We start from the raw sequence: 14,925 nt of genomic DNA, 5'->3' as shown, positions 1-14,925 counted from the left end.
CCCGACGCGCGAAGGGTACGGCGCATGACCAAGATCTCGCGGCTCGAGTACTCGGGTCTGTTCGGGCCCTCGAAGGGCGACAAGATCCGGCTCGGCAACACCGATCTGTTCGTCGAGGTGGAGGAGGATCTGCGGACGATCGGTGACGAGGCGCTGTACGGCGGCGGCAAGACGCTGCGGGACGGCATGGGCCAGGATGCCACCTCCTGCAGCGCGGACGGTGCCCTCGATCTGGTCATCACCAACGTGGTGGTGATCGATGCCGTGCTCGGTGTGGTGAAGGCCGACGTGGGCATCAAGGACGGCCGGATCGCCGGCATCGGGAAGGCCGGTAACTCCGGCACGATGGACGGCGTCACACCGGGACTCACGACGGGACCGGCCACGGACGCGATCTCCGGCGAGCAGCTGATCCTCACCGCCGCGGGCATCGATTCACACGTGCATCTCGTTGCGCCGCAACAGGCATACGCGGCACTGAGCAACGGGGTGACGACCTTGTTCGGTGGTGGGTTCGGGCCCACCGACGGCACCAACGGCACCACCATCACCTCTGGGACGTGGAACATCGAGATGATGCTCCGGGCCAACGAGGGGCTTCCGGTCAACATCGGGATGCTGGGCAAGGGGAACTCCTCCGGAGAGCCGTCGTTGGTCGAGCAGATCGAGGCCGGCGCTGCGGGTTTCAAGGTCCACGAGGACTGGGGGGCGACGCCGGCGGCGGTACGCGCCGCGCTGCGTGTCGCAGACGACATGGATGTCCAGGTGGCGATCCACACGGACACCCTCAACGAGTCCGGCTACGTGGAGGACACCATCGCGGCGTTCGAGGGTCGCACCATCCACACGTATCACAGCGAGGGGGCAGGTGGCGGTCACGCTCCGGACATTCTACGCGTGACCGGCGAGGACAACGTGCTGCCGGCGTCGACCGACCCCACGCTGCCCTACGGCATCAACACCCAGGCCGAACTCTTCGACATGATCATGGTGTGCCACAACCTCAATCCGAAGGTGCCCTCGGACGTCTCGTTCGCCGAGAGCCGCGTACGCGCCGAGACGATCGGTGCCGAGAACGTCCTGCAGGACATGGGCGTCATCTCGATGGTCTCGAGCGACTCGCAGGCGATGGGGCGGATCGGTGAAACCTGGCTGCGAACGGTGCAACTCGCGGACTGTATGAAGCGGGCCCGGGGAAAGCTGCCGGAGGATGCCGAGGGCAACGACAACTTCCGGGTCCTCCGCTACGTCGCGAAGATGACGATCAATCCCGCACTGACCTTCGGCGTCTCGCACGTGCTCGGTTCCGTGGCCGCCGGCAAGATGGCGGACCTCGTGTTGTGGGAGCCCGGCTTCTTCGGAGCCAAACCGAAGATGGTGATCAAGGGCGGGATGATCAACTGGTATGCGATGGGTGACGCCAACGCCTCGCTCCCCACGCCGCAGCCCGTCGTCTACCGGCCGATGTACGGCGCCTACGGCAAGGCTCTCGCCGAGTGCTCGGTGTCGTTCGTCTCCCGCGCCGCGCTCGACGGCGGCATCCGCGATCGCCTCGGGCTCGAGCGAAAAGTGACCGCGGTGGAGGGGACCCGTACGGTCACCAAGCGAGATCTGCTCCGCAACACCGCCACACCGCGCATCGAGGTGGATCCGGAGACGTTCGCGGTGAAGGCCGACGGTGAACACGTGTACGTCGAACCTGCGGAATCCGTTCGGCTCAACCAGCTCTACTTCTTCAGTTAGGGGCCGTCCGGTGTCCGATGCGAACCTCTCCCGCAGCACCCGTCCGGTTCGGGTGGACGCGTTGCTGGGCAACCTCGACGACCCCCGGTGGCACGCTCGGAGCGAGACCGCACCGGTCGATCTGCTGGTCCTGGACCAGTGGGAGGCGCAGAAGAGCCGGTTGCGGCGCACGACGCAGGGGGGACGGGACATCGCCCTCTCGCTGGAGCGGGGCGTCCAGCTCCGGGACGGCGACATCCTGGCCCGCGACACGGACGACGACACCCTCGTGGTCGCACGGATCGAGCTCGCCGACGTGATGGCGATCGACCTGTCCGGCCTGCGTGACGCGCCGCCGGAGACCGGACTGCGCACCTGCCTGGAATTGGGGCACGCGATCGGGAACCAGCACTGGCCGGCCGTGGTGAAGGACACCACGGTGTACGTGCCGTTGACCGTGGACAAGACCGTGATGGGTTCGGTGATGCGCACGCACGCGTTCGAGGGCATCGAGTACGAGTTCCGGCCCGGCGCCCAGGTGATTCCGTACCTGGCGCCGCACGAGGCGCGCCGACTGTTCGCTGCGGCCGCGCGTGAGGGCGAAGGGCACACCCATGCCCCGCCGGGATGACGCTGCCCGCCGGGCGGCACCGGACCCGATCACGCGGATGCTGCGGTTGACGCAGTTCGCGGATTCGATGTTTCCCGTCGGGGCGTTCTCCTTCTCCAACGGTCTCGAGGCGGCGGTGTCCCAATCCGTCGTGACGGACGCGGAGTCGCTGCGCGAGTACGTGTTCACGACGGTGCACCAGGCCGCCACGTGCGACGGCATCGCCGTGCTGGCCGCCCACCGGGGTGCGAGCGACTTTGACTTCGACCGCGTCGTCGCCGCGGACCGAGCCGTGCTGCAACGGAAGCTGAACGAGGAAGGCCGGGCCATGTCGACCCGGATGGGCAGGAAGCTCACCGAACTGGGCGAGGTCCTGGTCGGCGGGGCCACGCTCGGGACGTGGCTCGCGGCGATCGGCGAGGGGAAGACCCCCGGGACGTATCCGGCAGCGTTGGGAGTCACCTTCGCGGCGATGCACTGCCCCGAGGAGGATGCGTTCGCCGCGCACCAGTACGGGGCCGCGACGACCGTACTGGGCGCCGCGCTACGGCTACTGCGGGTGGATCACGTGACCACCCAGCGCATTCTGTTCGAAGTCGATGCGACCACCGCGCGGGACTACGCGGCCGTGGCCGGCCACTGTCTGGACGACATGGCGACGTTCGGCCCCACCGCCGACGTGCTGGCCGCGATTCACGTCCGTTCACACGTCCGGATGTTCATGAACTAGGAGGGCGGACATGAAGAAGACCACGCGTATCGGAGTCGGCGGACCCGTCGGCTCGGGCAAGACGGCCCTCATCGAGGCGATCACGCCCCAGTTCGTCGCCCGCGGGACGAAAGTGCTGGTGATCACCAACGACGTCGTCACCACCGAGGACGCCAAGCACGTGCGCCGGGCCCTCGCGGGTGTCCTCGTCGAGCAGCGGATCGTCGGCGTCGAGACCGGGGCCTGCCCGCACACCGCGGTCCGTGAGGATCCCAGCATGAATCTCGCCGCCGTGGAGGAGATGGAACGCGCGTTCCCCGACACCGACGTGGTGTTCATCGAGAGCGGCGGCGACAACCTGACCCTGACCTTCAGCCCCGCACTGGTGGACTACTTCGTCTACGTCATCGACGTGGCGGCGGGCGACAAGATTCCCCGCAAGAACGGTCCCGGTATCTCGCAATCGGACATCCTGGTGATCAACAAGACCGATCTCGCACCGTACGTGCACGCGGATCTCGACGTGATGGCCCGCGATTCGGCCCTCATGCGCGGCGACAAGCCGTTCGTCTTCACCAACTGCATGACCGGAGCCGGGATCCCCGACGTGGTGGAGCGGATCGTCCAGGGGGTCCTGTTCGACAGCCCGGGCGCGGCCGAGGCGGCGCGGTGAGGCCGCGACCGGTCCCGACGGTCCCGGAGCTGGCTCCCTACCAGGACGAGCCGCGGCAGGCCCCGGCCGGCCGGGCCGCGAAGACCGGCATGCTCGACCTGCGCTTCGAGGACCGGGGGACGCGGTCGGTCCTGTCGCACGTGTACCGCGAGGCGCCGCTGCTGGTGCAGCAGGCGCTCTACTGGGACGAGGCGGTGCCCGGCCTGCCGTGCGTGTACATCGTCTCCACGTCCGGGTGCGTGCTGCAGGGCGACCGGCTCCACGTGGACATCGAGATGGGGCCGGGTGCGATGGCGCACGTGACCACCCAGTCGGCCACGAAGGTGCACGCGATGGATGCCAACTTCGCGGCCCAGCTGCAGACGGTGTCGCTCGCCGGGAACTCCTACCTGGAGCTGATGCCGGCGATGACGATCCCGCACCGGCGATCGCGCTTCTACGTCCGAACCGACATCACGATCGCTCCCTCGGCGACACTGCTGTTCTCGGAGATCGTGATGCCGGGACGCAAGCACCACGGCGGTGAGATGTTCGAGTACGACCTGTACTCGGCCACCGTCACCGCTGCTCGGCCGGGCGGCGGCGCATTGTTCACGGAGAAACTCCTTGTCGAGCCGCCACGTCGGTCCGTGCGCTCGACGGGCGTCATGCGCGGTTTCGACGTCCTGGCCAACGTGGTGCTGTTGACCCCACGGAAGCACTGGGAGTCCGTCCTCGACCGGATCGCATCGGGACGGAGCGGGCGATCCGTGGTCGCCGGCGCGAGCCGGCTTCCGCACGACGCCGGGCTCGTCTACAAGGTGCTGGGGCCGGAGAGTGCACCCGTCCGCGCGCACGTCCGCGACTTCTGGTCGGTGGTACGCGATGTGGTGCTGGGCAAGCCCGTTCCCCCGATGCCGCTGTGGGGATGACGCCCGCGCCTACTCCTCGGGGTCGGCGTAACACTCCCGAACCTGCACGTCCATGGGGAAGCGGACGGCGGTGTCGCCGAACAACAGTCGGGTCGCAGACTCCGCCGCCGCGAGGACGTGCGGGACCGCCGCACCGGGCCGGCGCGTGTGCACCACCACTTCGTCGTGCTGGAAGAACACCAGCTCCCCGTCCTCCGGGGACGCGGCCAACCGGCGCCGCAGATCCGCGAGCAGACACAGCGCCCACTCGGCAGCAGTGGCCTGCACCACGAAGTTGCGCGTGAACCGGCCGCGGGCGTGCGTGTCCCCGTTCGACCACCACGCATCGGGCGGCGGGGGGCACGCGCGGCCGAGCCACGAATGCACCACCTCACCGCGCTCACCGGCCCGGGCGGCGTCCTCGACCAGCTGCACTGCCACCGGAAAACGTTTGCGCAGCAACGCCAGAAGTGATCGCGCCGCGCCCGCGGTGGCACCGTAGAGAACGCCGAGGATCGCGACCTTCGCCTTGGCGCGGTCACCGCCGAACGCCTCCGCGGCGACGAGGGCGTACAGGTCGTCGGCCCCGGCGGCAGCCGTCATCCGGGGGTCGGCGGACATCGCCGCGAGGATGCGCGGCTCGAGTTGCCCGGCATCGGCGATCACGAACGTGTGACCGGGATCGGCGAGCACGCTCGAGCGCAACGCCTTCGGAATCTGGAGCGCACCGCCGCCGCGGCTCGCCCATCGACCCGACACCACCCCACCCGGCACGTACACGGGCCGGAACCGGTTGCCGCGCACCCACATGTCGAGCCAGGTCCAGCCGTTGGCGGCGTGCAGCTTCGCCAGATCGCGATAGCGCAGCAGCGGTTCCACCGCCGGATGATCGATCTCGCGCAACAGGTACTTGCGGGTGGAATTCAGCTCGATGCCCTGCCGCGCGAACGCCGCCACCACCTCGGGCTGGGACGCCGGATTGACCTGGCGCCCGAAGGCCGCGGAGACCTCGTCGGCGACCTCGTGCAGGCGCACGGGCAGCATGTGGTCCGGGGTGCGCGGACCGAGGGCCCGCCCGAGCAGCGCCAGGTGCGCGTCGGTGGAGAACGGCAGCCCGTCATGACTCATCTCGGCCGCCGCGAGACCGCCCGCGGACTCGGCGGCCACCAGCAGACGCAGACGCGGATCGTGTGCCACGGCCGCCACCTGGCGCCGGTGCCGCTCGACGACGGCCTCCGGGGCGGGGGCCGGTACCGCGTCGAACAAGCCCGGCCGCTCGTCGACCGGAACGTCGGGAACGGAGGCGGCCCGGCCGGCCCGCACGTCGAGCAACGCGCCGGTGAGCCGCAGATCGTGGGACCGTGCCACCCGCACGCCCGCCGCCAGCAGCGGCGGACACACCCGGGCGGAGTCCTCGAACACCCAGCGCGGCCGGTCCGTCGCCTCGAGGTCGCGGACGGTTGCGGCCACGTCGCGGGTGCGCTGCGGCGGCCCCACCGGCTCGCCGGACTCGTCGGTCCGGATCACCGTGGCACCGTCGCCGTGGGGTACCAGCACCGTTCTCACAGCGACCAGTGTGCGCGACGGCACCGACACGGTGAAGTCGGCGGTCGAGCGGAGACGATCCCGACACAGCCGGTGTGGCTGCTGCTCCCCGCGCGGCGATAGGCTGGCTAGCCCCGAGCACGTGTCGCTCGACCGGCTCAGCACATCCGGCTGGACACATTCGAAAGTGGGAGGTTCCCGTGGCTGGTGGTCTCGTCGCCCTGCTGGACGACGTCGCAGCGATCGCGAAAGCGGCCGCGGCATCCATCGACGACGTCGGCGCCGCGGCCGGCAAGGCAAGCATCAAGGCGGCCGGGGTGGTCGTGGACGACACCGCCGTCACGCCCCGCTACGTGCACGGGTTCTCGCCCAAGCGGGAGCTGCCGATCATCCGCAAGATCGCGATCGGGTCGATCCGCAACAAGCTGCTGATCATCCTGCCGGTCGCGATGATCCTCAGCCAGTTCCTGCCGCAGGCGCTGCCCTACCTGTTGATCGCCGGTGGTCTGTTCCTCTCCTACGAGGGCGCCGAGAAGGTCTACGAGGCGCTCACCGGCGGCCACCACGAGGACGAGACCGAGACGGCGCTGCAGGACGGACCCGAGCGCGAGAAGGCGATGGTCGGCAGCGCGATCCGCACCGATCTGATCCTGTCGGCCGAGATCATGGTGATCTCGCTGTCGTCGGTCGAGGACGAACCGTTCCTCACCCGGCTACTGGTGCTCGTCGTGGTCGGAATCCTCATCACCGTCCTGGTGTACGGCGTCGTGGCCGTGATCGTGAAGATGGACGACGTAGGCCTCGCACTGGCGCAGCGCAAGTCGACCGTCAGCCAGCGGATCGGCCGCGGTCTGGTGGCCGCGATGCCGAAGGTGATGGCAGTCCTCACGGTCGTCGGCATCGCCGCGATGCTGTGGGTCGGCGGCCACATCCTGCTCGTCAACGTCGGTGAGGCCGGCTTCCACTGGCCGGCCGACCGTCTGCACGGCCTCGAGCACTGGTTCGGCGAACTTGTGCACGGTGGCTTCGGCGGCGTCCTGTCGTGGACCGCGGGAACGGTGGCGTCCGCGATCGTCGGACTGATCCTGGGCGCGATCGTCGTGCTGATCGCGCACCTGCTTCCGAAGCGGAAGAAGGACACGACGGCGCACTGAGGCGGTATCACCGCCCCAGGGAGAGCATCGCGGCCGCCACCTCATCGGTAGCCGCCGCGGGAATCGCGGTCGCTGCGTTTTCGAGCACGAGTAGCCGGGCGCCGGGGATCTCTCGTGCGCACGCCTCGCCGTTGCCGGCGGGAAAGAACCGATCGTGCCTGCCGTGCACCACCAGTGCGGGGATAGTGAGCTCGGGTAGGCGTTCGCGCCAGCGCGGTGCGCAGTCGAGCTTGGAGAACACCATTCCCAGATGGTTCGCCATCTGGATCGCGGGCTCGGTGCTCTGCGCGCGGTCCCAGATGCGTTCGGCGCTCACGCGCGCCGCGGCGGGGTCGTCGCCGAGGATCTCGGCGCCGGCGGCGGCGAATTCCGCCACGGCGGCGCGGTCGGACCAGTCCGGCATCGGATGTGAGAACAGCCGGCCCATGGTTGCGTCGTCATGGTCGGGCAGATCGTCGTCGACCGGACCCGGAGCGACGGGCCGCGTTCCGACGAGCGTGAGTGCGCCGAAAGCGTTCGCATGATCGAGCGCCGCGACCTGGGCCACCATTCCGCCGACACCGATGCCCGCCAGATGCGCCGGCCTCGAGTCGAGCTCGTGGGCGAGCGCCGCCGCGTCCGAGGCCAGGTCGCGGAGGGTGTAGGCCGGCTTCTCGGGATCGACAGTGGTCGACGCCCCACAATCGCGCAGGTCGTACCGCACGACGTGGTGCCCACCGCCGGCGAGAGCGGCGCACAGGGCGTCAGGCCACGAGAGCATGGTGGTTCCGCCCACGAGCAGAATCAGCGGTGCCCTCGCGTCCCCGAAGTGCTCCACCCCGAGTGTGACGCCGTTGGCGTCGATCGTTTCCATCACCTGTGTCACAGGAGCTCCCCCTCGTCATCGTCGGTACCACCCGGTCGGTGCCCTGTCCGCAGACGCGGCCCTGCACAGAGAGACCCCGCACGGAGCGGAAAATCATCGGGCTCGGGCTCACCGGAGCGAACAGGTCGACGGCGCTCGGTTGTGTCCACGGAGACCGCGCACACTCTCGGAATACCTGCGAGAAGCGCTCTCGCAGGTCCGGGCGGCGCCGAACGCGCGCTAGGTGGTGGCTTCCTCGGCGGTCGTGGTCGGAACCCGCCGCGCCACGTTCTCCTCCGTGGACGGACCGGGCGTCCAGGACGCGATCCACGGGCCGGTGCCCTCGGACGGATCGAGCACCCCGTCCTCGAGCCACGTGTACTCACCGCCTAGGACACCGGCCGCGACCCGCCGGTCGGTCTCGTCGGTGTTCTCCCACAGCGCGGCGAACAACCGCTCGATCCGCAGCCGGGACTGCCGGCAGAACGTGTCGGCGAGATCGACGGCACCACCGCCGCGCACGGGGTCGTCGGTGCGTTCCATGTCGGCGCGCACACAGGCCGCGGACATCGCGAACAACTCGGCACCGATGTCGACGACCCGGCCCAGGAACGATTGGTGTTTCTCCATCGCGGCCTGCCAGCGTGCCATCCCGTAGAACGTCGACCGCGCCAGCTTCCGGGAACTGCGCTCGACGAAGCGCAGATGCGTTGCCAGCGTCCCGAACTCGCTGTACGAGGTGGGGAGCTGCCCCTTGCCGGACACGAGGTGCGGCAACCACCTGGCGTAGAAGCCGCTGGCACCCAGGGCCGCCCTGGCCTTGTGCGGCAGGTCGGCGCCGGGATCGGCCAGATCGCCCGCCGCCGCCAGGTGCGCGTCGACGGCCTCGCGGGCGATGAGCAATCGCATGATCTCGCTCGAGCCCTCGAATATCCGGTTGATCCGCAGGTCGCGGAGCAACTGTTCGGCGGGCACCGCGCGCTCTCCGCGCGCGGCGAGCGACGCGGCCGTCTCGTAGCCGCGACCGCCGCGGATCTGGACGAGGTCGTCGGCGATGCGCCACGCCATCTCGCTCGACCACAGCTTGGCCAGCGCCGCCTCGATCCGGATGTCGTTGCGCCCCTCGTCGGCCAACCGCCCGGCCAGTTCCAGCACAGCGTCGAGCGCGAAGGTGGTGGCCGCCATGGACGAGATCTGCGCGGCGACCGCGCCGTGCTCGCCGACGGGTTTGCCCCACTGCACACGCTCGGCCGCCCATTCACGCGCGATCTTCAGCGACCATTTGCCCGCCGCGGCGCACATCGCCGGGATCGCCAGCCGGCCGGCGTTGAGTGTGGTCAAGGCGATCTTGAGGCCGTCGCCCTCGCGGCCGATCAGGTTCTCGGCCGGGACGCGCACCCGGTTCAGGCGGGTGACGCCGTTCTCGATTCCGCGCAACCCCATGAACGCGTTGCGGCGTTCGACGGTGATGCCGGGGGAGTCGGCCTCCACCACGAACGCGCTGATGCCGCCGCGCCCGCCCTCGCGGCGCGGCACGCGCGCCATCACCACCAGCAGTTCGGCCACGACGCCGTTGGTGGTCCACAGCTTTACGCCGTCGAGCAGGTACGCGGAGCCGTCCTCGGTCGGGACCGCGGTGGACGCCAGCCGGGCCGGGTCGGACCCTACGTCCGGTTCGGTCAGCAGGAAGGCCGAGATGGCCCCTTTCGCGCAGCGCGGCAGGAACTTTCGCTTCTGCTCCTCGGTACCGGCGAGCTTCAGCGGTTCCGGCACGCCGATGGACTGGTGCGCCGACAGCAACGCGCCCAGGCTCGGGTGCACCGACGACACCACCATGAGCGCCCGGTTGTAGGCGACCTGGGACAGACCCAGCCCGCCGTACTCGACCGGAACCTTGAGGCCGAAGCACCCGAGTTCGGCGAGACCGGTGACGTAGTCGTCGGGGATGCGGGCGTCGCGCTCGATCACCGAACCGTCGAGTCCGCGGCAGTACTGCTCGAGGTCGGAGACGAACTCGCTGGTGCGCGTCGCCTCGGTCGTGTCCGGTCTGGGGAAGGGGTGGACGAGGTCGAGCCGGAAGCGGCCCAGGAACAGCTCCTTGGCGAAGGAGGGTTTGTCCCAGCCACTCTCGCGGGCTTCCTCGGCGACTTCTCGCGCCTGTTCTTCCGTCACCTCGGTCGGTGCGACCATGTCCGCCTCCTCGAAGAGAGCGCTCGGAGAACCTAGCGAACAAGCTACTGGCGAGTATTCCCCTCGAACGTGGTTTGGGGAACCCGTGCGAGAATCGATGCCCGGAGGTAACCATGGTCAGCTCGGCAAGGCCGCCGGCGTACACGATGCGTCAGCTGTTCGTTTTCGTCGCCGTCGCCGAGACCGGCACCATCCGGGCCGCGGCCGATCGGCTGCACGTCTCGCAATCCGCGGTCTCGCTCGCGATCACCGAACTCGAACGCGGACTCAAGTCGCAGCTGTGCGTGCGCCGCCGGGCGCACGGAGTGCAGCTCACTCCGACGGGCGAACGGGTGCTGGTCCGGGCCAAGGCGCTGCTCGAGCAGGCCGGCGACCTGGCCGCCGAGGCATCCGGCGCCGAGGGCGTGCTCACCGGTCCGCTGGCGATCGGCTGCTACTCGTCGCTCGGACCGACGCTGCTGCCGCGGCTGCTGTACGACTTCAACCAGCTGCATCCGCGGGTCACGGTCGACTTCGTCGAGGACACCCAGGACCGGCTCGAGGGGCGACTCGTGTCGGGCGAACTGGACCTCGCGATCGTCTACGACCTGGACCTGTCCCCGGCACTGCGGCGTGCCCGGATGGACACCCGGCAGCCCGCCATCCTGCTCCCCGCCGACCATCGTCTGGCCGACGCACCGGTCGTCGAGCTCGCCGAACTGGCCGACGAGCCGATGGTGTTGCTCGATGCTCCGCCCAGCTCGTTCCACGCGCTGCAGATGTGCAGCCGCGCCGGTTTCACACCGCACGTGCGTTTCCGTCCCAAGAACTTCGAGACCGCCCGCGCGCTCGTCGGCCGCGGCTTCGGCTGGACCCTGCTGATCCAGCGGCCGCAGCTCGATGTCACCTACGAGGGGCTCGGCGTGGTCGTCCGCCCGGAGGTGGAACCGCCGGTGCCGGAGGTCGACATCCTGCTCGTGTGGTCACAGGACGCGCTCCTCAGCCGAACCGCGCGCGCGTTCGTCGACTTCGCCGTCGACGGGGACGCCGCGGACGACATCGCAGGGGATGTCGCAGCCCACTGAAAGGCCATCGGTGTCGCCACTGTCACACGGGACAATCGGTCCGGAACGGGGCAGGATTCGGGGCGGCGGGTCCGCTACCCGGGCGTGCGTGTCTTCCGACCGCCAAACCTCGGAATTTCTGCAGATTCATCCCGCTTTCTTGCGCTTTTCACGCGATGTGATCCAGGTCAAGATGTGCTGCAGGCCGCTTCGTCGGCACGTGTGCAGGTGGGTTTCGTCCCTGCACACCTCCAGAGTTGAAAGGCACCCGAACCATGACGGCAACCATGGCTGCGGCTCCGCCGCAGGAGTTGCACCGCAAGGCCCGCAAGGCCGCGCTGGGCAGCTTCGTCGGTACCGCGATCGAGTGGTACGACTTCTTCATCTACGGCACGGCTGCCGCGCTGGTACTCGGTCACCAGTTCTTCCCGAACTCCTCCGATCTGGCCGGCACGCTGGCGTCCTTCGCGACGCTCGCGGTCGGCTTCATCGCCCGTCCCATCGGCGGCGTCGTCATGGGCCACTTCGGTGACCGGGTGGGCCGCAAGTCGATGCTCGTCATTTCGTTGCTGCTCATGGGTGTCGCCACGGTCGGCATCGGTGTGCTCCCCAACTACGACGCGATCGGCGTCTTCGCCCCCATCCTCCTGGTGACGCTGCGCTTCGTGCAGGGCCTCGGCGTCGGCGGCGAGTGGGGCGGCGCGGTACTGGTCGCCACCGAGAACGCCCCCGCAGGCCGCAAGGGCCTGTACGGGGCGGCGCCGCAGATCGGCGTGCCGGCCGGTGTCCTCGTCGCGAACCTCGTCTACCTGCCGCTGACGGCGTTCATGAGTGACGAGACGTTCAAGGCGTGGGGCTGGCGTATTCCGTTCCTGCTCAGCGCAGTCCTGGTGCTGGTCGCGATGTGGATCCGACTCGGACTCGAGGAGAGCAGCGAGTTCCAGGAGTCCAAGGACCACCAGCAGCCGGACAAGCTGCCGATCATGGAGGTCCTCACCAAGCACTGGAAGACCGTCCTGCTGGCCGGCGGCACGTTCATCGCCACCAACGGCATCGCGTACGCGTACATGGTCTATGTCCTCAAGTACGGCGAGACGGAGCTCGGCTTCAGCAAGACCACGATGCTGTTCCTGCTGATCGGATCGTGCCCGTTCTGGATGGCCGGAATGGCCTTCAGCGCCTGGAAGTCCGACACCCTGGGCCGCCGCACCGTCTACGTGCGCAGCTCGATCGCGCTGGTGATCGCCGCGGCCGTGTTCTTCCCGCTCATGGACACCGCCGTGCTGCCCGTCATGCTCGTCGCGATGATCGGGCTCGGCTTCACGCTCGGATGCTGCGCGGGCCCGCAGTCGGCGCTGTTCGCGGAGCTGTTCCCGCCCGCGATCCGTTACTCGGGCGCCTCGCTCGGCTACCAGATCGGGGCCATCCTCGGCGGCGGCCTCGCGCCGATCATCGCCACCGCGCTGTACGCAAGCTTCGACACGTCGTTCGCGATCACCGGCTACTTCGTGCTGATCGCGCTGATCAGCCTGGCCAGCATCCTCTTGCTGAAGGTTCCCGGTACCCAGTCCTCCCGTCCGTCCCTGCAGGAAGCCGTGTAAATCATGTCGACCTACTACCAGCCCAAGAAGTACCCGGCGTCGGCGTTCGAATCGATGACGCCCGCCGACGAGACCCTCCCGGTCGTCATCGTCGGCGCCGGTCCCGTCGGCATGGCCGTCGCCCTCGGTCTCGCGCAGCGCGGCATCCCCGTCACGATCCTCGAGGCTGCCGACCAGGTGTCGTTCGGTAGCCGCGCGATCTGCATCTCCCGCCACAGCCTCGAGGCGGCCGCCCGCCTCGGCTTCGGCGCCGAGCTCGAGAAGATCGTGCTGCCGTGGGTCGGCGGTCGCAGCTTCTACCGCGACCAGCAGGTGCTGCACTTCCAGATGCGCAACGCCGAGCACGACGTCCGCCCGCCCATGATCAACGTCTCGCAGTCGGAGTTCGAGCAGATCATGGTCGACGCCATCGAGGCGAATCCCCTCATCACGCTGCACTGGTCCGCGAGCATCGCCGGCGTGCTGCGCGCCGACGACGAGGTCACCCTCGAGGTCGACTGCGCCGCCGGCAAGCGGCACCTGCGTGCCCGCTGGGTGGTGGCCGCAGACGGTGGCCGCAGTCGCATGCGCGAGCTGGCCGGTCTTCGCCTGCAGGGCAACAACTACGACGGCCGCTACGTCATCGCCGACATCCACTGGGAGTCGGAACTGCCCGCCGAGCGCATGGTCTGGTTCGACCCGCCGAGCAATCCCGGCTCGACGATCATCATGCACAAGCAGCCCAAGAACATCTGGCGCATCGACTACCAGCTCGACCCGTCCGAGGACGCCGAGATCGAGACGCAGGAAGACCGCATCCGCGATCGCATCACCAAGCACCTCGAGTGGTTGCAGAACGATCTGCCGTGGACGCTCGAGTGGCACGGCTTCTACAGTGCCCGCGCGCTCGCGCTGCCCGACTTCACGCACGGCCGTCTGCTGTTCGCGGGCGATGCCGCCCACCTGGTGCCGATCTTCGGTGTCCGCGGCCTGAACTCGGGCATGGAGGACGCCGAGACCCTCGCGTGGCAGCTGGCCGCGGTCATCCACGGCAACGCCGACGAGAAGATCCTGCAGGCGTACTCGGTGGAACGTCACGACGCGTGGCGCCAGAACGTCGCGAACGCCGGCAAGAGCACGCTCATCATGTCGCCCGGCAGCCACGGCTATCTGACCACTCGGGACGCGATCCTCGCGCTGTCGGTCACCCGCCCGGAGTTCAGCCACCTCATCAACCCGCGCCAGTCGAGCGCCACCAACGCGCGGATCTCCCCGCTCACGTGGCCCACCCCGGCCGACGCGTCGGGAGTCGCGGCGGGCGATCCCGTCGAGGACCGTCGCGTGGTCACCGCCGACGGCGTCGAGACGTCACTGAACCTGCTGCGCGGCACCGGTTTCGCGGTACTGGGTGTGAACGTCGACGCCACCGCGCTGGCCGCCGCGGCCGCCGCGCTCGGTGGCGCGCTGGCACCGGAGTCGGTGCGCGCGATCCTGATCGGCAGCGACACGTCCGACATGTCGGACGCGGCCGTCGCGGTCGTCCCCGACACCGACGGTCAGCTCGTGGCCGCGTTCGGCGCGCGGGACGGTGAGGTGTTCGTGGTCCGCCCCGACGGCCTGCTGCTGTGTCGCATCGACGGCGTCGGCCGCATCGACGACGTGGTCCGTCACCTGTCGCTGGGCGACGCGCCCACCGGCGCGAGCGCCGCGGTCGACAGCGGCCCGGCCGTCGACCCGGCCGAGCTGCGTCGTGAGAACGTGTGGATGGGCCTGTCGGACGCACTCGATCAGGTGACGGAGGACGACCGCGAGGGCTTCCTGGCCCGGCTCGCCCTGGTGCTCGGATCCCAGGTGGGGCAGCGTGAGTTCGAGGAGGCCATCGCGGCCGCCGCGGACCCCTCGCTCACCGTCCCGGCGGACGAGAACGCGACCACCATCGGCTGAACCCAACCGCGGTCGGGGCCG

12 protein-coding genes are annotated in these 14,925 nt (G+C 69.3%); 9 read left to right on the top strand and 3 right to left on the bottom strand.

Annotation, left to right across the window (positions count from 1 at the left end):
- Nucleotides 1–24 precede the first annotated feature (24 nt).
- From E7742_RS17615 to E7742_RS17595, 5 genes are read left to right on the top strand one after another with little or no spacing between them, the layout of a single operon-like run.
- Nucleotides 25–1,743, top strand: a complete 1,719-nt coding sequence (locus E7742_RS17615) for an urease subunit alpha (protein WP_137800121.1) — start codon at nt 25–27, stop codon at nt 1,741–1,743.
- A 10-nt stretch (nt 1,744–1,753) separates the two neighbouring features.
- Nucleotides 1,754–2,353, top strand: a complete 600-nt coding sequence (gene ureE, locus E7742_RS17610) for an urease accessory protein UreE (protein WP_137800120.1) — start codon at nt 1,754–1,756, stop codon at nt 2,351–2,353.
- On the top strand, nt 2,337–3,062 hold the full coding sequence (locus E7742_RS17605; RefSeq protein ID WP_137800119.1) for an urease accessory protein UreF: 726 nt from the start codon (nt 2,337–2,339) through the stop codon (nt 3,060–3,062). Before ureE ends, E7742_RS17605 begins: the two co-directional genes overlap by 17 nt.
- A 10-nt stretch (nt 3,063–3,072) precedes the next feature.
- Nucleotides 3,073–3,714 (top strand): urease accessory protein UreG, encoded by a 642-nt coding sequence (gene ureG / locus E7742_RS17600; RefSeq protein ID WP_137800118.1) that lies wholly within the window; start codon nt 3,073–3,075, stop codon nt 3,712–3,714.
- Nucleotides 3,711–4,625: an urease accessory protein UreD gene (locus tag E7742_RS17595; protein ID WP_302660069.1), complete on the top strand. Its 915-nt coding sequence runs from the start codon at nt 3,711–3,713 to the stop codon at nt 4,623–4,625. The genes ureG and E7742_RS17595 overlap by 4 nt, the downstream gene beginning before the upstream one ends.
- 9 nt (nt 4,626–4,634) lie before the next feature.
- Here E7742_RS17595 and E7742_RS17590 read toward each other — a convergent pair whose 3' ends face one another.
- Complete coding sequence (locus E7742_RS17590; protein WP_175420520.1) at nt 4,635–6,170, bottom strand: bifunctional 3'-5' exonuclease/DNA polymerase; 1,536 nt, start codon at nt 6,168–6,170, stop codon at nt 4,635–4,637.
- 179 nt (nt 6,171–6,349) lie between these two features.
- On the opposite strand from E7742_RS17590, the gene E7742_RS17585 reads away from it, so the two are divergent.
- Nucleotides 6,350–7,303, top strand: a complete 954-nt coding sequence (locus E7742_RS17585; protein WP_137800116.1) for a DUF808 domain-containing protein — start codon at nt 6,350–6,352, stop codon at nt 7,301–7,303.
- A 7-nt stretch (nt 7,304–7,310) separates the two neighbouring features.
- On the opposite strand, the gene E7742_RS17580 is transcribed toward E7742_RS17585, so the two are convergent.
- Nucleotides 7,311–8,156 (bottom strand): alpha/beta fold hydrolase, encoded by an 846-nt coding sequence (locus tag E7742_RS17580; RefSeq protein WP_137801280.1) that lies wholly within the window; start codon nt 8,154–8,156, stop codon nt 7,311–7,313.
- A 231-nt stretch (nt 8,157–8,387) separates the two neighbouring features.
- Nucleotides 8,388–10,337: an acyl-CoA dehydrogenase family protein gene (locus tag E7742_RS17575; RefSeq protein ID WP_137800115.1), complete on the bottom strand. Its 1,950-nt coding sequence runs from the start codon at nt 10,335–10,337 to the stop codon at nt 8,388–8,390.
- 113 nt (nt 10,338–10,450) lie between these two features.
- On the opposite strand from E7742_RS17575, the gene E7742_RS17570 reads away from it, so the two are divergent.
- The 3 genes from E7742_RS17570 to E7742_RS17560 all read left to right on the top strand — a co-directional run bounded on the left by E7742_RS17570 (nt 10,451) and on the right by E7742_RS17560 (nt 14,904).
- Nucleotides 10,451–11,401, top strand: a complete 951-nt coding sequence (locus tag E7742_RS17570) for a LysR substrate-binding domain-containing protein (protein ID WP_137800114.1) — start codon at nt 10,451–10,453, stop codon at nt 11,399–11,401.
- A 254-nt stretch (nt 11,402–11,655) separates the two neighbouring features.
- Nucleotides 11,656–12,981: an MFS transporter gene (locus E7742_RS17565; protein ID WP_137800113.1), complete on the top strand. Its 1,326-nt coding sequence runs from the start codon at nt 11,656–11,658 to the stop codon at nt 12,979–12,981.
- A 3-nt stretch (nt 12,982–12,984) separates the two neighbouring features.
- Nucleotides 12,985–14,904, top strand: a complete 1,920-nt coding sequence (locus E7742_RS17560; RefSeq protein ID WP_137800112.1) for an FAD-dependent monooxygenase — start codon at nt 12,985–12,987, stop codon at nt 14,902–14,904.
- Nucleotides 14,905–14,925: the final 21 nt, after the last annotated feature.

The sequence above is a fragment of the Rhodococcus sp. SGAir0479 genome, from assembly GCF_005484805.1.
Classification (GTDB): Bacteria; Actinomycetota; Actinomycetes; order Mycobacteriales; family Mycobacteriaceae; genus Prescottella.
The sequence above is the reverse complement of the archived record's forward strand: the minus strand, read 5'-3'. Positions and strand labels throughout refer to the sequence as shown.